Source organism: Caulobacter sp. GW821-FHT10A10 (genome assembly GCF_059415745.1).
Genome location: NZ_JBWKNV010000001.1, coordinates 393,137 through 413,197, shown reverse-complemented (window position 1 = coordinate 413,197; position 20,061 = coordinate 393,137). Strand labels below are relative to the sequence as shown.

15 protein-coding genes, 1 tRNA gene and 1 pseudogene are annotated in these 20,061 nt (G+C 69.0%); 8 read left to right on the top strand and 9 right to left on the bottom strand.

The annotated features are described in order from the left end of the window. Nucleotides 1-411: 411 nt before the first annotated feature. A tRNA-Arg gene (locus AC07NS_RS02005) sits at nt 412-488 on the bottom strand. 296 nt (nt 489-784) lie between these two features. On the opposite strand from AC07NS_RS02005, the gene AC07NS_RS02000 reads away from it, so the two are divergent. The 4 genes and pseudogenes from AC07NS_RS02000 to AC07NS_RS01985 form a co-directional block, all read left to right on the top strand. Then, entirely contained in the window at nt 785-1,927 is a 1,143-nt protein-coding gene (locus AC07NS_RS02000; RefSeq protein ID WP_494601075.1) for a sensor histidine kinase, read from the top strand. After that, on the top strand, nt 1,924-2,283 hold the full coding sequence (locus AC07NS_RS01995; RefSeq protein WP_058349276.1) for a response regulator: 360 nt from the start codon (nt 1,924-1,926) through the stop codon (nt 2,281-2,283). The genes AC07NS_RS02000 and AC07NS_RS01995 overlap by 4 nt, the downstream gene beginning before the upstream one ends. Nucleotides 2,284-2,329: 46 nt before the next feature. Continuing rightward, entirely contained in the window at nt 2,330-3,262 is a 933-nt protein-coding gene (locus tag AC07NS_RS01990; protein ID WP_494601074.1) for an alpha/beta hydrolase, read from the top strand. 62 nt (nt 3,263-3,324) lie between these two features. After that, a pseudogene (locus AC07NS_RS01985) lies at nt 3,325-3,414 on the top strand (hypothetical protein); the annotation flags it as partial. Here the strand turns inward: AC07NS_RS01985 and AC07NS_RS01980 are convergent. After that, the gene (locus tag AC07NS_RS01980) at nt 3,404-5,617 is read right to left on the bottom strand and encodes a WD40/YVTN/BNR-like repeat-containing protein (RefSeq protein WP_494601072.1); all 2,214 of its coding nucleotides are present in this window, start codon (nt 5,615-5,617) and stop codon (nt 3,404-3,406) included. The pseudogene AC07NS_RS01985 and the gene AC07NS_RS01980 sit on opposite strands and share 11 nt — an antisense overlap. Before the next feature lie 286 nt (nt 5,618-5,903). Here AC07NS_RS01980 and AC07NS_RS01975 point away from each other — a divergent pair, with 286 nt between their 5' ends. Both AC07NS_RS01975 and AC07NS_RS01970 read left to right on the top strand, forming a co-directional pair. Next, entirely contained in the window at nt 5,904-7,997 is a 2,094-nt protein-coding gene (locus AC07NS_RS01975) for a TonB-dependent siderophore receptor (protein WP_494601070.1), read from the top strand. 114 nt (nt 7,998-8,111) lie between these two features. Next, nucleotides 8,112-9,437 carry a PepSY-associated TM helix domain-containing protein gene (locus tag AC07NS_RS01970; protein WP_494601069.1) on the top strand — a complete coding sequence of 442 codons (1,326 nt, stop codon included), beginning with the start codon at nt 8,112-8,114 and terminating at the stop codon, nt 9,435-9,437. Between the two features lie 163 nt (nt 9,438-9,600). Here AC07NS_RS01970 and AC07NS_RS01965 read toward each other — a convergent pair whose 3' ends face one another. Further along, on the bottom strand, nt 9,601-10,017 hold the full coding sequence (locus AC07NS_RS01965; protein WP_494601068.1) for a DUF1801 domain-containing protein: 417 nt from the start codon (nt 10,015-10,017) through the stop codon (nt 9,601-9,603). 72 nt (nt 10,018-10,089) lie between these two features. Between AC07NS_RS01965 and AC07NS_RS01960 the strand changes: the two genes are divergently transcribed. Next, the gene (locus AC07NS_RS01960; protein ID WP_494601066.1) at nt 10,090-10,407 is read left to right on the top strand and encodes a hypothetical protein; all 318 of its coding nucleotides are present in this window, start codon (nt 10,090-10,092) and stop codon (nt 10,405-10,407) included. 69 nt (nt 10,408-10,476) lie between these two features. Here AC07NS_RS01960 and AC07NS_RS01955 read toward each other — a convergent pair whose 3' ends face one another. Next, complete coding sequence (locus tag AC07NS_RS01955; RefSeq protein WP_110117731.1) at nt 10,477-10,983, bottom strand: CarD family transcriptional regulator; 507 nt, start codon at nt 10,981-10,983, stop codon at nt 10,477-10,479. A 316-nt stretch (nt 10,984-11,299) separates the two neighbouring features. Beyond that, nucleotides 11,300-11,641 (bottom strand): ferredoxin FdxA, encoded by a 342-nt coding sequence (gene fdxA / locus AC07NS_RS01950; protein ID WP_101714978.1) that lies wholly within the window; start codon nt 11,639-11,641, stop codon nt 11,300-11,302. A 273-nt stretch (nt 11,642-11,914) separates the two neighbouring features. Here fdxA and AC07NS_RS01945 point away from each other — a divergent pair, with 273 nt between their 5' ends. Then, entirely contained in the window at nt 11,915-13,993 is a 2,079-nt protein-coding gene (locus AC07NS_RS01945; protein WP_494601065.1) for a putative bifunctional diguanylate cyclase/phosphodiesterase, read from the top strand. A gap of 45 nt (nt 13,994-14,038) precedes the next feature. Here AC07NS_RS01945 and AC07NS_RS01940 read toward each other — a convergent pair whose 3' ends face one another. The 4 genes from AC07NS_RS01940 to AC07NS_RS01925 form a co-directional block, all read right to left on the bottom strand. Next, the gene (locus AC07NS_RS01940) at nt 14,039-15,730 is read right to left on the bottom strand and encodes a right-handed parallel beta-helix repeat-containing protein (RefSeq protein WP_494601063.1); all 1,692 of its coding nucleotides are present in this window, start codon (nt 15,728-15,730) and stop codon (nt 14,039-14,041) included. Between the two features lie 191 nt (nt 15,731-15,921). After that, nucleotides 15,922-16,761, bottom strand: coding sequence for a hypothetical protein (locus AC07NS_RS01935; RefSeq protein WP_494601062.1), 840 nt, complete (start codon nt 16,759-16,761; stop codon nt 15,922-15,924). A gap of 325 nt (nt 16,762-17,086) precedes the next feature. After that, nucleotides 17,087-17,404, bottom strand: a complete 318-nt coding sequence (locus tag AC07NS_RS01930) for an RNA-binding S4 domain-containing protein (protein WP_494601060.1) — start codon at nt 17,402-17,404, stop codon at nt 17,087-17,089. Then, nucleotides 17,401-19,974: a helicase-related protein gene (locus tag AC07NS_RS01925; RefSeq protein WP_494601058.1), complete on the bottom strand. Its 2,574-nt coding sequence runs from the start codon at nt 19,972-19,974 to the stop codon at nt 17,401-17,403. The genes AC07NS_RS01930 and AC07NS_RS01925 overlap by 4 nt, the downstream gene beginning before the upstream one ends. Between the last annotated feature and the right edge of the window lie 87 nt (nt 19,975-20,061).

Below are 20,061 nucleotides of genomic sequence, written 5' to 3'. Positions count from 1 at the left end.
CCCTTGGTCTGAAAGCCATTGTTCCCTCTCCCCAGCCCTAGCGGGTGAACTTGGCCAGTCCCAATATGTTCAGGCCAGTTCCACTATGTGGCATGACCACTTCATTACATATCGGAGATATTTTGGCAAGAATTGATATTATCAATGTGATGAGGGCTGTGGCCGAAAAGGCGCGCTTCCGAGCGCCGCCGCCACAGGTGGATACGCCGTTTTCTATTGAAAATTAAAGGGTTGGGCTGGTTGAGCGATTGCTTCGCGGGGCATCGTGCCACGCGGCGGCGGACGCGAAATCCGCCGCATTGTCGCCGCATGTTTCGTGAGCGCCACATATCCGCGCCGCGAGAGACGACTCGTGGCCTGACCGCCTGCGCCGGTGAAATCTCGGGGCGGCAGGCGGCCGTCACATGCCCCTGGCGGTCCAGGAGGGACTCGAACCCCCGACCTTCGCTTTAGGAAAGCGCTGCTCTATCCTGCTGAGCTACTGGACCGTGCGGCATGGCGCGGATCGGGTGCATAGCGCATGTTGCGGCGGGTGCGAAGCCCGGCTGCTGCGGCGGCGCGGCTGATTGTCGCAAGTAGAGCGCGCGTCGGCGGCCGCAAGCGCAAACGGTAGCGCTACAAAGCCTTGATCTCCTTCGGCTGTCGGTCAGCGAAAGGACTCTGTTAACCTTCCCGGCAACCGGGAGTAATCATGTGCGGCGCCACGCCTCTTGTTGTTGTCCCCCCGACGCGTGCTAGGTTTGGGGGCAAGTAGCCCCGCGAGCGTCAAATCCTTATGCTGGACATGGCCGAACACGACTTGTCGGGCGGTGAAGATGATTCTGCGCTGCTGACTCTGGTCGAGACGATCGAGGAGCTGTCGGCGACGCGCACGATCGACGAGGTGGCCGCCGTGGTCCGCTCGTCCGCGCGCCGGATCTCCGGCGCCGACGGCGTGGCCTTCGTGCTGCGCGACAACGACTGCTGCTGGTACCTGGACGAAGACGCCATCGGCCCGCTGTGGAAGGGCAAGCGCTTCCCGCTGACCGCCTGCATCTCGGGCTGGGCGATGCTGAACCGCCAGACGGTGGTGATCCCCGACATCTACAAGGACGACCGGATCCCGCACGACGCCTACCGGCCGACCTTCGTCAAAAGCCTGGTGATGACGCCGGTGCGCACCCGCGATCCGATCGCGGCCCTGGGCGCCTACTGGGCCAAGGAGCACACCCCCGCGCCGGAGATCGTCGCCAAGCTGCAGGTCATGGCCCGCGCCACGGCCGCGGCCCTGGAAAGCGGCCGGCTGCACGCCTCGCTCAACAAGGAACTGGAGCGGCGCACCTTCCTGATGCGCGAACTGGACCACCGGGTGAAGAACACCCTGGCCTCGGTGCAGTCGATCGCCAGCCAGACCCTGCGGACGGCGACCTCGCCGGCGGCGTTCAACGAGTCGTTCGAGTCGCGCCTGCTGGCCCTGTCGCAGGCCCATGAGTTGCTGACCAAGCAGGCCTGGGGCAAGGCTCACCTGCGCGAGATCCTGGCCGCCGCCATGCGCCCGTTCGGAGGGCTGGAGGACGGCCGTTTCGTGGTCGAGGGGCCGCCGATCGAGATCACCCCCGAGGCGGCGGTGGCCGTGCACATGACCCTGCACGAACTGATCGTCAACGCGGCCAAGTACGGAGCGCTGTCGGCCCCGGAAGGCAAGGTGTTCGTCTCCTGGCGGGTCGAGAACGAGGGTGGGCTGCACCCGACCTTCGCCCTGGAATGGCGCGAGCGCGGCGGTCCGCCCGTCGTGGCGCCGGCGCCTGGCGGCGAGGGTTTCGGCTCGCGGCTGATCCGGCGCGGCCTGTCGCGCGACCTGGGCGGTTCGGCGCAGCTGGACTTCGCTCCCGAAGGCCTGGTCTTCACCTTCCGCGCGCCCCTGTCGCAAAGGCTGGCGGCGGCATGAACGGGCGGCGGATCATGATCGTCGAAGACGAGGCCCTGGTGGCCATGATGGTCGAGGACCTGCTGACGGATCTCGGCTGCGAGGTCTCCGGCTCGTTCGGGGCGGTGGGCGAGGCCCTGGCCTATCTCGACGACGACAAGCCCAGTCTCGACGGCGCGGTGCTCGACATCAATATCGGCGGCGAGATGGTGTTTCCCGTGGCCGAGGCGCTGCGGGCCAAGGGCGTGCCGTTCGTGTTCGCCACCGGCTACGGCGCCCTGCCGCGCAAGGGCTTCGAAGACGTCACCGTGCTGGCCAAGCCGATCAATTTCGGTCACCTGCGCGACGCCGTGCACGGGTTCGGCCACGCGGCCTGAAGCCGCCCCGAAAAAGCCGCGCTTGGGCGAGCCGATATTGCTCGCCATGACCCGCAAGATCCTTACCGCCGCCGTGATCGGCGCCCTGAGCCTGGGCGCTCTGAGCATGGGCGTGCTCGCCGCCGAGGCCCAGCCGCTGCGCAACCACATGCGCGAGCGCATCGCCCAGCGCCTGCAGGAAAGGCGCGCGGAAGAGGAGCGGCCGGTCGACCTGCAGGCCATCGTCCCAGGCGCCCGCAAGCTCACCGAGGCCTATGGGACGGCCAAGGGCCAGGCGATCGACGTCTATATTCCGCCGGGCGCGCACGATGCGCCGGTGATCGTCATGGTCCACGGCGGGGCGTGGAAGATCGGCGACAAGGCCAATGTCGGCTCGATCGAGAACAAGCTGAAATACTGGCTGCCCAAGGGCTACGTGTTCGTCAGCGTCAACTATCGCCTCTTGCCCGAGGCGATGGCCTACGAGCAGGCGCAGGACGTGGCGCAGGCCGTGCAGTGGGTGCAGGGCCACGCCGCCGACTGGGGCGCCAGCGACCGGCGGATCGTGCTGATGGGCCATTCGGCCGGGGCGCACATCGTGGCCCTGCTGTCGTCCAAGCCCGAGATGGTCGGCAGGCCCTGGGCCGGCACGGTGGTGCTGGACTCGGCGGCGATGAAGGTCTCGTCGGTGATGGACGGTCGCCACCCGGGTTTCTACGACGAGGCGTTCGGCAGCGATCCGGCCGGCTGGGCGAAGGTCTCGCCGATGGACCAGTGGACGCCGGCGGCCGTGCCGATGCTGGTGGTCTGCTCGACCAAGCGCCCCGACAAGCCCTGCGACGACGCCCGGGCGTTCCGGGCGCAGGTGGAGAAGGCCGGCCAGGCCATGCCTGTGCTGCCGCAGGGCCTCAGCCACGCCGACGTCAACCGCACGCTGGGTTTGCCGGGGGCGTATACGCAGGCGGTGGACGGGTGGATCACGCAGCGGGTCGGGCGCTGACCTCGTACCTTCTCCCATGGGGAGAAGGAGGGGCCCGCGCCGCAGGCGTGGGAGGATGAGGGGGTAAGGCGTCAGGCGGTGTAACCCCTCACCCTCCCACCGCTTCGCGGCGGGCCCCTCCCTCTCCCTATGGGAGAGGTTCTACGAGTTAGGCTCCCCGTACACGATCCCGCGCCCGTCCGTGCCGACATAGACCCGGCCATAGACGCGCATGTCGGCCGCCAGGCACCGGAAGCGGCGGCCGTATTCGTGGCGGGGGTCGTTGACGCGGACCCAGGTCTTGCCCTCGTCGTCCGAGCGCCAGATGGCCTTCACCCCGTCCTTGCGGCCAATGGCGAAGAGGGCGGGCCAGGGCTTGCCGGGCGGCGGGGCGCCGAGGTCGAGCTGGTCGACCTGCACGCCGCCGTCGATCCGCGTGAAGCGCGCGCCGCCGTTGGTGGAACGGAACAGGCCCTGGGTCGAGACCAGCCACAGATGACCGGCCTGGCCCGGAACGGCCTTCAGCGGCCAGGGGATCTCGCGCCAGGTCACCTGGTCGGTCGAGAGGTCGGCGGGCAGGCCGCGCACGGGCGCCTCGGCGAAGCTCGTACCGGCGTCGGTGCTGAGGAAGCGCTTGCCGGTCGAAAGGTCGAGGGCGGTGAAGCGCCTGGGATCGACGCGGTCGGGCACGGGGCGCACCCAGGCCGGCAGGCCCTTGCTGGCTTGCCAGGTCGCGCCGCGGTCGCGGGTGATCTGGGCCTGGGCGGTCATGACCATGAACACCGAGCCGTCGGCGTTGACGACGATGGCGGCGTCGTCGTGCGGGTCGGGGCCGCGCCGGCCCTGGCCGGGGGGCGGCGGGGCGCCCGTGATGCGTGGCGCGGTCATCGGCGCCCAGGTCCGCCCGTGGTCGCCGGACCAGGCCAGGGTCGGGCCGCCGTGACGCTGGTGCGGCGTGCCGCTGCGAACGACTATGGCGGGCTGCACACCCGCGTAGTCGATGAAGTTGGTGTTGCCGAACACCGGGGTGGTGAACTGGTCGGTCGGCGAGACGGCCAGGTCGTCGTGCACGAAGCCGGAGATGTCGCCGAAGCCGCTGAGCAGCTGCGGGCCTTCCGGCAGGCTGGCCAGGGTGATGATCGCCGTCTGCTCGATGCCCTCGACCCACGGGAACCAGGTGGTGGGGCGGCCGGCGGCGGCCTTGGTGAACTCGCGGGTGGCGTAGATGGTCGCGCCGGTGGTGTAGCAGGCGAAGTCGGGGTCGAACGGATCGATGGCCAGGCCCGCCATCCACCAGCCGAAGTCGGCCTCCGGCTCGCCCCAGTGCAGGAACGGCGTGGTGCTCACGTCGCGGTGGGCGTCGGGATAGAGGTCGGTCCAGGTCGCGCCGTGGTCGGTGGAGCGCCACAGGGTGTCGTGCGGGTTCCAGCGGTTGAGGCTGGTCACCGCCACCGCGCCGCTTCCGTCCACCGCCACGCCCATGAAGCCGCCGCCGCGCTGGGGGGCGGGTTTCGCGGGCGTGACCTCGGTCCAGGCGTTGGTCGCCGTGTCGAGCCGCCAGACCGCGCCGTCGGCGACGTTCGACGGGCCGATCCCGCTGGAATAGGTGACGTAGAGCCGGCCCTGGCCGTCGAGCGCCGCCTTGCAGGCCAGATAGGCGTGGGGGGCGGGGATCGGCTTCCAGCTCGTCCCGCCGTCGTCGCTGCGCCATAGGTGATGCTCGGACGGGTCGGCGACGCCGACGAAGATCGTCTTGCTGCCCTGGCCCGGCTGGCCGCTGCGGGGATCGAAGATCACGAACGACAGGCCGCCGTGCGTGGGCGCGGGCCGGGCGTTGAGGCCCAGGCCCGGCAGCGGGAAGCTGGCGGACTTGACCCAGGTCGCGCCCCGGTCGCGGCTGACCTGCAGGCCGTCGTGGCGCGAGGCGAAGTAAAGGGTGCGGGTGTCGTTGGGATCGATGGCCAGGCGCTCGCCCAGGCCCCGGCCGTCCTCGTTGCCGCCCATGCGGAAGGGGACGGGGATCACGGTCCAGTCGGTTCCGCGGTTCTCCGAGCGCAGGATGGCGGCCGGGTCGGGCCGGCCCATGCCGCAGGCCAGGTAGACGAGGTTCGCATCAATGGGATCGGGCGCGACGCTCTCGACGCCCTGCCAGCTGCCCTGGGCTTGGTCGTCGAGCAGCGGGATCCAGCGGCTTTCCGAGACCTGCCAGCGATAGGCCCCGCCCATGTCCGAGCGCAGATAGGCCAGGCCCCTCTCGACCGGGCTGAACACCACGCTGGGCACGAAGCCGCCGCCGCCGACCCGCACGTTGCGCCAGCGATAGGGCAGGGCGCGCGTCGCCGCGTGGGCCGTCGCCCCAAAAGGCAGCGCTGTCATCGCCGTTCCGAGAAGCAGGCCCTGGAGGGTTTCGCGGCGGCTCGGAGCGGAAGTGGACGACATGGCGACCCTAATGCGAAGCGTAGTTTTCCGACGATCTCGCATGAGCCGAGGCCGTTTCGCCAGCCACAATTGTTAGCGCTAACCAAGCTCTACCGACGCGCGCCGTGGCCGAAAGGACGCAGCCTGAACGCAAATGCGAATCCATTGCATCCTGAGGTTTGACACTACTGGGGTTGGCGCCTATTCGCTCCTGCGACTTATTATTGATTGCACGAGCGCCCCCATGTCCCGATCCCTTCGCGCCTTCCTCCTCGCCGCGGCCATGAGCCCGGCCCTGCTGGCCGCCGCCCACGCGGCCGAGGCTCCGGCCGCCGACGGAACGGCCGATAACCTGGACGGCGTTGTGGTGACGGGCGCCAAGACCCGCACCTCGGCGGTGACGGGCCTGGACATGAGCCTGCGCGAGACGCCGCAGTCGGTGACCATTATCGACGGCGCGACGATCCACGACTTCGCCCTTACCAACATCAACGACGTGCTGGCCCTGACCACGGGCGTCAATGTCGAGAAGGTCGAGACCGACCGCACCTATTACAACTCGCGCGGCTTCGACATCACCAACTTCCAGGTCGACGGCGTGGGGCTGCCGCTGATCTGGGGGATCCAGTTCGGCGAACTCGACACCGTGCTGTTCGACCGCGTCGAAGTGGTGCGCGGCGCCAACAGCATGATGACCGGCACCGGCAACCCGTCGGCCACCGTCAACTACGTGCGCAAGCGCCCGACCGCCGAGTTCCAGGCGAGCGGCGCCCTGCAGTACGGCTCGTGGGACTCCAAGCGCCTGGAGGCCGACGTCTCGGGCCCGCTGAACGAGAGCGGCACGCTGCGCGGCCGGCTGATCTACGCCAACGAGGACCGCGACTCCTATCTCGACCACTACAAGGTCAACCGGAACGTCTACGCCGCCCTGCTGGCCTGGGACGCCACCCCCAACACCACGGCCACCTTCGGCTGGTCGATGCAGGACAACCGGGCTTCGGGCGTGCTGTGGGGCGCCCTGCCGCTGACCTACAACGACGGGTCCTTGATCAACTACGACGTCTCGTCCTCGACCTCGGCCGACTGGACCTATTGGGACGTTCGCGATCAGACCGCCTTCGCCGAGGTCGAGCATCGCCTCGACAACGGCTGGCGCCTGAAGGCCATCGCCACGGCCAAGCGCTTCGAGGAGCACGCCAAGCTGCTCTACGCCTACACCGGCGAGGACGGCATCGACCCGACGACGGGCCTGGGCGTCTACGGCATGGCGGGCGTCTATCCGTCGATCTATGAGAGCTACACCCTGGACGCCTACGCCTCGGGTCCGTTCCAGGCCTTCGGGCGCGAGCACCAGCTGGTGGTCGGCGGCCAGGTGTCGCGCTCGGAAGGGCATGAGTACGAGGACTTCTCGAACGACTCGATCACCTATGCGCCGGTCACGAGCTGGGGTTCGACCCAGCCGGCCGAGCCGACCTATCCGGGCGCCTATCTGGCGGCCAACGAGACCACCAAGCTGGCCCGCTTCTACGCCGGCGCCCACATCAGCGTGACCGACAAGCTGAAGCTGGTGACGGGCTTCAACGCCCTGAAGCTGAAGGCCTACGGCTTCTCGTACGGCGCCGACATGGCTCGCGACGAAAGCAAGGTCAGCCCGTATCTCGGCGCGGTCTACGACCTGAACAAGAACGTCTCGCTCTACGCCAGCTACACGGACATCTTCAATCCGCAGTCGGAGGTCGACTCCACCCGCGCCAAGCTCGCCGCCGTGCACGGCAAGAGCTACGAGGCCGGGGTCAAGAGCGAGTGGTTCGACGGCCGCCTTTACGTGACCGGCTCGGTGTTCAAGGCCGTGCAGAACGGCCTGGCCGCCTGGGCCGGCTATTTCGACGACGGCAAGAGCTACTATTCGGCTCAGGACACCGAATCCAAGGGCTACGAGATCGAGGCCAGCGGCCGGATCACCGACAACTGGCGCATCGGCGCCGGCTGGACGTCGCTGGAGATCGAGGACAAGGCGACCGGCGCCGACGCCCGCGTCTTCCTGCCGCGCAAGACGCTGAAGGCCTCGACCACCTACAGCGTGCCGTCGCTGCGCAACCTCAAGCTCGGCGCCGCCGTGCGCTGGCAGGACGAGATCACCACCGACGCCGCCGATGTCACCCAGGACGCCTATGCGGTGGTCGACCTGATGGCCGGCGTCGACGTCACCGACCGCATCCGGGGCACGTTGAACCTCAAGAACGCCGGCGACGAGAAGTACCTCAACAGCCTGATGTGGGGGCAAGCCTACTACGCCGCGCCCCGCAGCGTGTCGGTTCGCCTGGACTATCGCTTCTAATAATCGTTATTAAGAGGGCGCGGCGGCTCGAAAGGCCGCCGCGCCCTTGATGTTTGTTTTCGAGCCTTTCAGCCGCGTCGCATGGCGCGGAACCGAAGGGCTCCGGGAGGCCGGATGGACGCGCGCAATCTGGAAACACCCTACGCGCCGGACGTCACGCCGGTCCCGCAGCCGCCCGCGGCCTCGGTGGCCAAGGCCGTGCGCGCGGCCGTGCGGCCGACCCTGACCTTCGTCCACCGTTGGGTGGGCCTGTTCATCGCCGGCTTCCTGTTCATCTCGGGCGTCACCGGCGCGGTGATCTCGTGGGACCACGAGTTGGACGACGTCCTCAATCCGCACCTGATGCACGCCCGGACCGACGGTCCGGCCCTGCCGACGCTGGACATCGTCAAGCAGGTCGAGGCCCGCGATCCCCGGGTGATCGTCTCCTACTTTCCGCTGGTGGCCGAGCCGGGCGAGGCCTTGGCCATCGGCGTCGACGCCCGCCAGGACCCCAAGACCGGCAAGCATTACGAGCTGGGCTACAACCAGGTGTTCATCGACCCGGCGACCGGCGTCGAGCAGGGCCGGCGCGAGTGGGGCGCGGTGTGGCCGATCACCACCGAGACCTTCGTCTCGTTCCTCTACGTGCTGCACTACACCCTGCACATCCCCGAGTTCTGGGGCATCGACCGCTGGGGCGTCTGGCTGCTGGGCGGGGTGGCGGTGCTGTGGACGCTGGACTGCTTCGTCGGCTTCTACCTGACCCTGCCGGCCAGCCCGACCAACGGCCGCAAGCCCGCCAAGAGCTTCTGGAGCCGCTGGAAGCCGGCCTGGCAGATCAAGACCAAGGCCAGCGCCTACCGGATCAATTTCGACATCCACCGGGCCTTTGGCCTGTGGCTGTGGGGCGTGCTGTTCGTGGTGGCCTTCACGGCCTTCTCGCTGAACCTCTACAGCGAGGTGTTCTATCCGGTGATGTCGAAGATCTCGAAGGTCTCGCCGACGCCGTTCGACACCCGCGTGCCGACCAGCCACGACAACCCGATCCTGCCCAAGCAGACCTACGAGGCGATCATCGCCAAGGCGCGGGCCGACGCGCAGGCGCGCGGCTTCACCGCCCCGGTGGGCGGGGCGTTCTACTCGCCGCACTACGGCGTCTACGGCGTGGCCTTCCACAAGGTGGGCGACGACCATGGGGCCGGCGGCGTGGGTCCGCCCTACCTCTATTACGACGGCGCCGACGGCCGCTATCTGGGCGAACGCCTGCCCTGGAAGGGCACGGCCGCGGACATCTTCGTCCAGGCCCAGTTCCCGCTGCACTCGGGCCGGATCCTGGGTCTGCCGGGCCGCATCCTGATCTCGCTGACCGGCCTGGTCGTGGCCGCGCTGAGCGTCACGGGCGTGGTGATCTGGCTGAAGAAGCGCCGGGCGCGGGTGCTGCGCCGGAAGCCGGCTTAGGGCAGTTCGTCACCTCCTCGTCGTCATCCCGGAAAGCCCGCAGGGCTTATCCGGGACCCAGGGGGGCTGGGCGCGGCGCTCGAGCAGGCGTTGGCCGGCGCACTGCGGCGGCCCCTGGGTCCGGCTCTCCGCTACGCTGCGGCCGGGATGACGAACGAAGGGATCAGCAGGTCGTGTGGCCGCTTCGCGTCCAGGCGGCCGAGGCTTCGGCGATTTCCCGCAGGACCTCCAGGTCCACGTCCGCCAGCCGCTTGACGTAGACGCAGGAGACGGCGGAGCGGTGCTTGCCGAGCTTCGCCAGCAGGGCCTCGCGTTCGGGGAAGTCCGAGGCGAAATAGAGCACCAACTCGGTCTTGCGCGGCGAGAAGCCGAGCAGCGGCCAGTCCATCGGCTTGGCGCCGCCGGTCGAATAGGACCCGAAGCCGACGATCGAAGAGCCCCACATCACCGCCGGGGCGCCGGCGACCTCGGCCAGCAGGACGCGGACGGCCTGCGCGTCGGCCCGACGGCTTTCGGGCGAAGCGGCCAGGAAGTCGTCGACGCTGGCGTCCGTCGGACGGGTCTTGGGTTCGGCGGCCATGGCGGGCTCCTGAGCGAGCGGCGAGATTGAGCGGCGAGGCGGCTTCTGCCAAGCTCTCGCGTGGAGGGGCCCATGCATACGCAGCTGAACCGGGGCGAGAGCCGCCGGGTGATGTACCTGGAAAACAAGGACGGACTGATCGACGGCGTCCAGGCGCGGATCGGCTGGGTGGAGTTCTCCCGCAGCGGTCAGACCGTCTACTACCGCGGCCGCGCCCTGCAGAAGGGCCAGGGGATCCGCGGCAACTTCTTCGACGCCGACACGGGCGAGGAATACTGGTTGTCGGGCGTCAAGCAGCGCGGCTCCAACGCCCATCCGGGCGAGCGCGGCGTCGCCATCGAGATCGATCCCGACGCGGCCGAGGCCTATCAGGCGCTGCGGGCGGGCTGACCCCCAAACGAAAAACGCCCCCGGTGAACCGGGGGCGTCTTCGAAGACGTCGTCGTGGAGGCTAGGGCCTCAGGCGGCGGTCTTGACCAGCGACTTGGTCAGGATGCCGATGGCGGCTTCGCGGTCGATGCGCTCGATGGCGGCGACTTCGCGGGCCATGCGGTCCAGGGCCGATTCATAGAGCTGACGCTCCGAATAGGACTGTTCCGGCTGGTTTTCGGCGCGGTGCAGGTCGCGGACCACCTCGGCGATCGACACCAGGTCGCCCGAGTTGATCTTGGCTTCGTATTCCTGGGCGCGACGCGACCACATGGTGCGCTTCACGCGGGCGCGGCCCTTCAGGGTGGTCAGCGCCTGATTGACGACGTCGCCTTCGGCCAGCGGGCGCAGGCCGGCGGCCTTGGCCTTCTTGGTCGGGACGCGCAGGGTCATCTTTTCGTGGTCGAAGGTGATGACGTAGACTTCGAGCGACATCCCGGCCACTTCCTGGGTCTCGATGCCCTGGATCGTCCCCACGCCGTGGGCGGGGTAGACGACGTGATCGCCGACCGAGAATTCCAGACCGCTCTTGCTCATTCGTTCGTCCTCATAAAATTGGGCTCGCGCCCAAAACGCCGTTTCCAAGCATCCCAAAAAGCGATAGCAACCCGTCCGTCGGAGAGGCGGGGCCAAGTCGGATCAGGATTTGGAGTGTCTCTTAAGTCACCCTTCGCCTTCGATCGGGCGAGCCGTTGGACGGCTGTCGTCTTCCACGAGACATGCGGGTGCGAGGGCGCATCCGTCACGTCGGAAGCGACAATAGCATAAAATTCAGCCTCATGAAAGGCTTGCGACCCGGCATGGGGTCGCGACGGCTGTAAACCGGCCGTGGAAACGGGGATTCAGGCCCGGATCAGGAGCCCTTGCCGGGCTTTTCGCTGAAGTACTTCTCGAACTTGCCGGTCTCGCGCTCGAAGTCGGCGCGGTCGGCCGGCGGCTCGCCCTTGACGGTGATGTTCGGCCAGACCTTGGCGTAGTCCGAGTTGATCCGCAGCCACTTGCCGTCGGCGTCGTCCTCGGTGTCCGGCTTGATGGCGTCGACCGGGCACTCCGGTTCGCAGACGCCGCAGTCGATGCATTCGTCCGGATTGATCACGAGGGTGTTCTCGCCCTCGTAGAAGCAATCCACCGGGCACACCTCGACGCAGTCCATGAACTTGCAGCGGATGCAGGCGTCGGTGACGATGTAGGTCATCGGAACTTGGCGGCTTTCTGGGACGGACGGACGTAACGCGGCCGCGTTTTCGGAGCGACGGGCTCGAATGTCAATGCGGCGCGGCGCGCGGCGGGGCTAGGATTTCTGACGACGCCCGTAGACGGGCGCCCCCGAACAGCGCTTTGACCACGCTCTGTCGGGCTTCCGACCATGAAGAACGAGGTTCGTCGAAAGATACCAATTCTTATGGAAGGCGTTTCACTGTGTAGTTGAGGATACGCCGCACAACAACGTCGGGAAGCCGACACCAGAATGACCAGCATGGCCCTGAAGACCGCTCCGCCGGCGACGGCGGAGGACATCAACGCGCAACTGCGGCTTCGAATGGCCTCGTTCGAGGCCTTCGTCGCGCATGCGCCGTTCGCGGCCGCGCTGATCGATCGTTCGGGCCGGCTGGCGGCCGTCAGCGCCGAGTGGGGCGACGAGGACCTGACCCCGGGCCTGGCGCCGGGCGAGCCCTTCGCCCGCTGCCTGATGAACCTGGAGGACGTCGAGAGCCTGGAGCGCTGCCTGGCGTCGGGCGAGCCGTTCTCGCGCTACCGGGCCCAGGTGGTGGAGGGCGCCCAGCGGATCTGGCGTAGCGAGTTCGCCGCCTGCCGCAGCGACGAGGGGATCATCTTCGCCGTCATCGTCACCGCCCGCGACGTCACCGGCTACGCCCAGACCGCGCTGCGGGCCGAGCGCAACGAGCAGCGGCTGAAGCTGGCGCTCGAGCTCGACGACCTGATGGTGCGCGAGGTCGACCTGAAGACCGGCGAGGTCTACGTCTCGGGCACCTGCCCCGAGCTGGAGAAGTGGTGCCTGTTCGACGCCGATCCGCTGGAGATCGTGCACGAGGACGACCGCGAGCGGATGGCCCAGATCATGCGCGCCCGCCGCGACGGCGAGGCGGCGGTGTTCGAGTTCCGCCTCAACCGCGACGACGGGATCGAGACCTGGGTGCGCTCGGTCGGCAAGCGCTTCGTCGGCGGCGACGGCAAGCCCGAGCGGCTGGTCAACCTGTTCAAGGACATCACCGACCGCCGCCGGCAGACCGAGGCCGTCGAGAACCTGGCCTTCCGCGATCCGCTGACCAGCCTGCCCAACCGCGCCTATTTCCAGCGCAAGTTCCAGGAGGCGGTCGACGCCTCGGAGATGGCCGGCGAGATCTTCGGCCTGATCATGATCGACGTCGATCACTTCAAGGACATCAACGACACCCTGGGCCACGACGCCGGCGACGCCTTGCTGCGGCGGCTGGCCGACGTGCTGCGCCACGCCTTCCGGGCCGGCGACACGGTGGCCCGCCTGGGCGGCGACGAGTTCGCGGTGATCCTGCGCGGCCTGCACGGCGAGGGCGACATGCTGCGGCCGATAAAGGCCCTGCAGGAGCTGCTGCGCCAGCCGATCCAGCACGCCGGCCGCAGCTTCTCGGTCAGCGCCAGCATCGGCGCGGCCCTGCACGGCGACCCGGACGCCGACCCCAGCCACATCTTCAAGAACGCCGACATCGCCCTCTATCGGGCCAAGGACGAGGGGCGAAACCGCTCGATCCTGTTCGACCCGTCGATGCGCTCGGCCCTGGAGCAGCGGCTGGAGCTGCTGCGCGACGTGCGCGCGGCGATCGAGGCCGACGAGTTCATCCTCTACTACCAGCCGGTGATCGACCTGGAGAGCGGCAGCGTGGCCGGTTTCGAGGCGCTGATGCGCTGGGCTCACCCCGAGCAGGGAATCCTGACGCCCGACCGCTTCATGCCGGCCTTCGAGGATCAGGACCTGTCGCTCAAGCTGGGCGACGTGGCCTTCGAGACGGCGCTGAAGCAGATGCGGGCCTGGCTGGACGCCGGGATCGAGTTCGGCCGGGTGGCGGTCAACATCTCGGCCGCCCAGTTCCGCTCCGGCCGTCTGGCCGAGGAGGTGCAGGAGCGCCTGGCTCGCTGGGGCGTGCCTTGCGACCGCCTGACCATCGAGGTCACCGAGCACGTCTACATGGGCTGGGCCTCGGACGTGGTCAGCGACACGGTCCGCAAGCTGCACGCGGCCGGGGTGATGATCGCCCTGGACGACTTCGGCACCGGCTACGCCAGCCTCGCCAATCTGCGGCAGTTCCCGATCGACCGCCTGAAGATCGACAAGGGCTTCGTCCAGAACGCCGAGGACGCGGCGATCGTGAAGGCGGTGATCACGCTCGGCTCATCGATGGGCATGAAGGTAGTGGCCGAGGGCGTCGAGGACCTGGCCCAGCTGGAAGCCCTGGCGACCTATGGCTGCGACCAGGTGCAGGGCTACCACTTCAGCCGCCCGATGCCGCCCGAGAAGGTGCCGGGGTTCGTGGACGGGTTTTCGCTCTGAAGCGGGTGAGCGCCGCCCCGAGGGGCGACGCTCCGATCCGGACCGTCAGGCCAGGACCTCCGCATCGTTGTACAGCGTCCGCCACTTGCTGGCCGAGCGGTAGACGACCACGCCGGTGCCGGCGCCGGAGGCTTCGCCGGTCTTGCGGCCGTTGGTGGCGTAGGCCAGCGAACCATCGCCGCCGCCCGACGCATTGAGCGTCGCGACCGTCGCCGGGACCAGCTTCAGCGACTTGGCCAGCGAGACGGCGCTGGCCGTGATGTTGATGTCGGCCGAACCGTTCAGGCCCAGGGCGAAGCCGGCGATCGTGGTGGTCTCGCCGTTCTGGCCAAACAGCGCGACGCTGTTGCCGTTGGGAGTGGCCGCCACCAGGCTGGCGTCGAAGCCGCTGCTGTTGCGGGCCAGCGCCCACCGCTGCTGGGCGTTGGACACCCCCAGCACGCTGCGGTTGCCGAACACGTTGACCACGGCGTCGGCGGTGCGCACGTCGTTGGTGTCGCTGAAGATCGCCTGGGGGACCTTCAGGAAGTTGCCGGCGTCGCCCGCCCCGCTGATCTGGATGTCGGCCGGCAGCGCGTTGAACATGGCGCTGAAGGCCACGTCGAACGAGTTGCCCAGCATCGTCCAGCCGGTGTTGGTCGAAGCGCTGTCGAAGTGGATCGACGAGCTGTTCTCGAACCGGTTGCCGACGAAGGTCTGGTTGCGGATGTTGCTCTCGACCTGGACGGCGTAGCCGCTGGAGACGTGGAACCAGTTGCCCGAGAACACGGCCCCGCCGTTATTGGTGACGCCGCCGTTGGCCAGAACCACGTGGATGGCGTTCTGGTTGAAGCGGTTGCCGGTCAGCACCACGCCCAGATGCCCGCCGCCGTCGGCGCCTTCCAGCCGCAGGCCGGCCTGGGTGGCGACCTCGATCTGGTTGTTGGCCACCGTCGTCGAGCCGTGCGACTTGATCTGCAGGTTCACGGCGCTGCCGCTCAGATAGTTGCCGCAGATCCAGCTGTCCGAGCCCTCGAAGTCGATGCCGTAGGTTCCGAAGCCGCCGAAGGTGTTGTCCTCGATCCAGTTGATCCAGGCGGCCACGCTGTTGGCGCGGAACTTCAGGCCCGCGCCCGAACCGTTGACGACGTAGTTGTCGCGGATGGCCGAGTTGATGGCCGACAGGTCGATCAGGTTGGCGCAGGTGAACGAGGCCTTGGCGCCGTCGAGGATCAGGTTGTCGATCTCGATGGAGTGCAGGGCGTTGGTCAGGCTGGCCTGGGTGATCATGGCCGACAGGCCGTTGGCGGCCAGGCGCAGGGTCAGCCGCCGCATCAGCGGCGCGGCGGTGTCGTTCTCCGGCGCCGGGCCAAGGCCCGTCAGGCGAACGCCCTTGGCCATCAGGATCGACGACTTGATTGGGTGGGCGAACGGGCGCTTGAAGCCCACCATCCCGCCGCCCTGGCCGCTGACATAGGCGATGGCGCTGGTGATGGCCGGAGCGGCGTCGGTCGTGCCGTCGAAGGCCAGGCCCCACCATTCCACATAGGCGCGGTCCTCGGCGGCGCGCCGCCAGCGGCGGCCGGCCGCGTCGACCAGCAGGGTGGCGCCGTTGTCGGCGCTGGTGGTGTCGGTGGAGTCATAGATGAAGACCCCTTCGCCGCCGTCCTTGGCGACCGAGCGGCTCATGACATAGGCCGTCGGGGCGGGCAGGGTCGTGGCGGCGCGCAGGGCCGCGTAGGTTTGATATTCGTTCATGATTTGTTCCTAAAAATATATTTTGAAATCAGTCAGTTAATTGGTGGTCGGCCGTAATCGCGGCCGCCGTCGTCGATGACAGTTCGTTTGAAGGCTCGGTGCGTCTCCTTGGCTGACGGGACGCGCGGCGGCGTCCCCTCGACCTGGAAACACTAGGCGGTGGCTGCGACGGAAGCGGACGTGGCGCCGTTCTATTTCTTGCCCAGGTCCATCTTGCTGATCCGGCCCTGGTCGACGGCCCAGACCTCGTTCGGGCCTGTGCCCACGGCGATCGGCAGCTTGTAGAGCAGGCTGAGGAACGCGTGGGTCTCGACCGGGGTGGGCGAGACCAGGTGGGTGGCGAAGACCATGACCGGCTGCTGGCCGGCCTGGGCCTTGGGCCGTTCCATCAGCAGGCACGACATCGACAGGGCGTCGACCCGGGTGACGGTCTTGCCGTCGGCCGCGACGCTGATGCGATAGTGGCCGCCGAGCGGGATGGCGCCCTCGGCCGGAGACGGCGCCAGCAGCCAGACGATGAAGCCGTCGCCCTGCGGGTCGCGAACGATGGCGGTGTTGTAGCCGGGGCGGCAGGTGGGCGGCTGGGCGGCGATGGCGGCCGCGCGGGCCGAGAAACTCAGGCGCTCCTCGTCGGTCAGCTTGCGGTCGGCCGGTTCGGTGACGGGGCCGGCGCCCTTGCCGTCGACCACCACGTCGTAGCCGATCTCCAGGCCGTTCCCCATGGACCGCAGGAAGCGGACCGTGGCCGTCTTGCCGTCGTCCTCGACCAGCCAGCCCTGGATGCCCGCGCCCTGCAGGTCGGGGACCTTGGCGACCAGGGCGTCGGTGGCCAGCCAGGCGGCGATGTCCTGGCGGTAGATGGCGGCGCCGAAGGCCTCGATCTGCGGCAGGTCGAAGGCGCGGATCGGTGTCGGGGGCTTGGCGGGCTTGCCGGAGGGCGGGGCGGGGGCCTGGGCGGCGGGCTGGGCGTGGGCGACGCCGGTGAGCAACAGGGCCAGGCTGACGGCCACGGCCGAACGGAACGACGCCACGCGATCTACTCCCTCGAATGAAACTCCACCGAAGGTAGCGAATGGCGCGGCGGCGTCTATGGCGAAGGTTGGGGGCGTTGGTTTGATCCCTCTCTCTTTGAGAGAGGGAGGGGCCCACGCCGCAGGCGTGGGAGGGTGAGAGGTAACAAACTCACCGAATGGAACGCGGCCTTTCGGCGATGGGCGGTGTGTATTTGGATACTCGGCGCGCCTGGGAAGCGCGGCGGAGCGTGTCGGGAATTTTCGGCCAAGGGTGAAACCTCTCACCCTCCCACCGCTTCGCGGCGGGCCCCTCCCTCTCTCAAAGAGAGAGGGGACCATTGGTCTACCCCTCCACGGCCTCGTAGAGCCCCCGGGCCTCGGTCGCCGGGCCGCGGCGTTCGCCGCAGTCGAGAATGCGGACGTTCACCAGCCGGCCGCCGATGGCGAAGACCAGGACGTCGCCGGCCTTGAGCACCCGCGAGGGCTTGTCGATGCGGCTGTCGGGCGAGCCGGCGCGGGTCAGGCGGATGCGGCCCTCGTCGACGAAGCGGGCGGCCATCGAGCGGGTCTTGAAGAAGCGAGCGCGCCACAGCCAGACGTCGGCGCGACAGTGTTCCGCATGGTGCTCGCCGTGATGGGCGTCGTGGTGGGCGTCGCTCATGAAGCGACCTGGTCGCGCGGGACGGCGATCGCCGGCTTGCGGCGGCGGGGCTTCCTGCGCCGTGCCGAGGGGACCGGAGGCGGCGGCTCGGTCAGTTTGGCCAGGGCGGCGAACGGCGAGTCCGGGCGGGCCTTGACGGACTTGGGCTCCAGCCGCTGGGCGCCGCGGCGCTTCCAGATGATCGGGGCGTCGGGCTTGGCGCGCACGGCAGGGGTGTAGTCTAGCGAGCGCAGCACCGACGAGGCCTCGGCCGCGCTCCAGCCCAGGGCCTCCAGCGCGGCCGGGGTCAGCACAACGCCGCCCGGGCGCTGTTCGGCGCGCAGCAGGGCGTCGAGCTTTTCCAGGGTCTCGACCGGGACCAGGTGCTTGCCGGCGATGCGCAGGCCGCTGGCCGCCAGGGCGCGGGGCGGCGGCAGGGGCGAGGGCAGGGGAAGCAGGCCGACCAGGGGGCCTCGCCAGCCGCCGGGATCCAGGGCGCGGGCGCAGGCGATGGCTTCCGAACGCAGCACGCCTGGCGAATAGAGCGAGAAGGCGCCGATGCGCACGCCCAGGCTTTTCAGCGTGCGGCGCTCGGCCTGGCTGAGGGCCTTCAGTTCCGGATCGAGCGGGCGCTTGTCGAGCACGCCGCCGGCCTCGAGCAGGCGGTGGGCGACGCCGCGCGGCAGGCCGCGCAGCTCGCCGCCAGCCAGGGCCTGCTGCAGCTTGCGCAGGGGCGCCAGGCAGCGGTCGACCTCGGAGGCCAGGAAGGCGTCGAGCCGCCGTTCGGCCCGCTCGCGGGCCGGGAGGGGGCCAAGCTCGCCCAGCAGCCGGGCGCGGGGCGACAGCAGGTCGCCGCCGGCGCGCACGGCCCCGGCCGCCTCGCCGCGCCACAGGATCATGCCGTCGGGCGTCAGGGCGAAGGCTTCGTCCGGCTCAGCGGCCAGGAGGCCCAGGCGGCGGGCGATCTCCGGCCCCACTGCCCGCTGGGCGGCGTTGCGCAGGGCCTTCTCCTCCAGCGGGCTGGAGCCCTTCTCGGCGATGAAGGTGACGCCGGTCAGCCGGCCGACCACATGGCCCTCGACGCTGATCTCGCCGTCGGCGGCGACGCCGGCCAGGATCGTCTCGCGCTCGCCCAGCTGCTTCATCAGCACGCTGGTGCGGCGGTCGATGAACCGCGCCATCAGCTTTTCGTGCAGGGTGTCGCTGATCTTGTCTTCCAACTCGCGGGTGCGGCCCTGCCAGTGGACGGGGTTGGCCAGCCAGTCGGGACGGTTGGCGATGTAGGACAGGGTGCGCACGCCCGAGAGCCGCGCGGCCAGGCTGTCGATCTCGCCGTCGGTGCGGTCCAGCGCCTTGAACTGGCCGTTGATCCAGTCCTCCGGCAGGCGCTTGCGACCGGTGGTCAGGTCGTCGAACAGCGTCTTGACCATCCGCTGGTGGTCATCGTCGGTGGTCTTGCGGAAGTCGGGGGTCTGGCAGACGTCCCACAGCTTCAGCAGGGCCGAGCGGTCGGACTTGCAGCGGGCGACGACGTCTTCATGCGTGGCCAGTTTGCGAAGGGTGCGCTCGTCCAAAGCTTCCTGGGAAAGGGTCAGGCCGTTGCGGTTCGGCGGTTCGGACAGCGAGCGCAGCAGGCTAGGCAGGTTGCCGAAGTCGAGCCTGGCGCTGCGCCACTCGGCGGCCATCACCGGCTGGAAGGCGTGCTCCTCGACGGCCTGGACGAGATCCTCGTCCATCTCCTCGCAGTCGCCGGTGACGCCGAAGGTGCCGTCGCGGGTGTAGCGGCCGGCGCGGCCGGCGATCTGGCCCACCTCCTGCGGGTGCAGCCAGCGGGTGCGGCGGCCGTCGAACTTGCGCAGGCCCGCGAAGGCCACGTGGTCGACGTCCATGTTCAGGCCCATGCCGATGGCGTCGGTGGCCACCAGGAAGTCGACCTCGCCGCTCTGGTAGAGCGCGACCTGGGCGTTGCGGGTGCGGGGCGAGAGGCTGCCCATGACCACGGCCGCGCCGCCCCGCTGGCGGCGGATCAGCTCGGCGATGGCGTAGACGGCGTCGGTGGAGAAGGCCACGACCGCCGTGCGCCGGGGCAGGCGGGTCAGTTTCTTGGAGCCGGCGTAGGACAGGTTGGAGAACCGCTCGCGGCCGACGATCTCGGCGTCGGGCAGCAGGCGGCGGACCAGCGGGGCCATGGTCGAGGCGCCCAGCAGCATGGTCTCGAACCGGCCGCGGGCGTGCAGCAGGCGGTGGGTGAAGATGTGGCCGCGCTCGGGATCGGCGCACAGCTGGATCTCGTCGATGGCCACGAAGTCGACCTCGCGGCCCAGCGGCATGGCCTCGACCGTGCAGACGAAATAGGCCGCGCGCGGCGGGACGATCTTCTCCTCGCCGGTGATCAGGGCGACGCTGGCCTTGCCGCGCAGCTTGACGATGCGGTCGTAGATCTCGCGCGCCAGCAGGCGCAGCGGCAGGCCGATCATCCCCGAGGCGTGGCCGAGCATGCGCTCGACCGCCAGGTGGGTCTTGCCGGTGTTGGTGGGCCCCAGGACCGCGGTGAGCCGCGACGGGGCGAGGCCTGTGGAACGGTCGCTCATGACCCTCCGAAAGTGGGGCGGGATTCGGGGCGAGGCAAGCGTGGGCTTGGAATTGTGGGCGCGGCCTTCCGCCCTACCCGGGGGCGG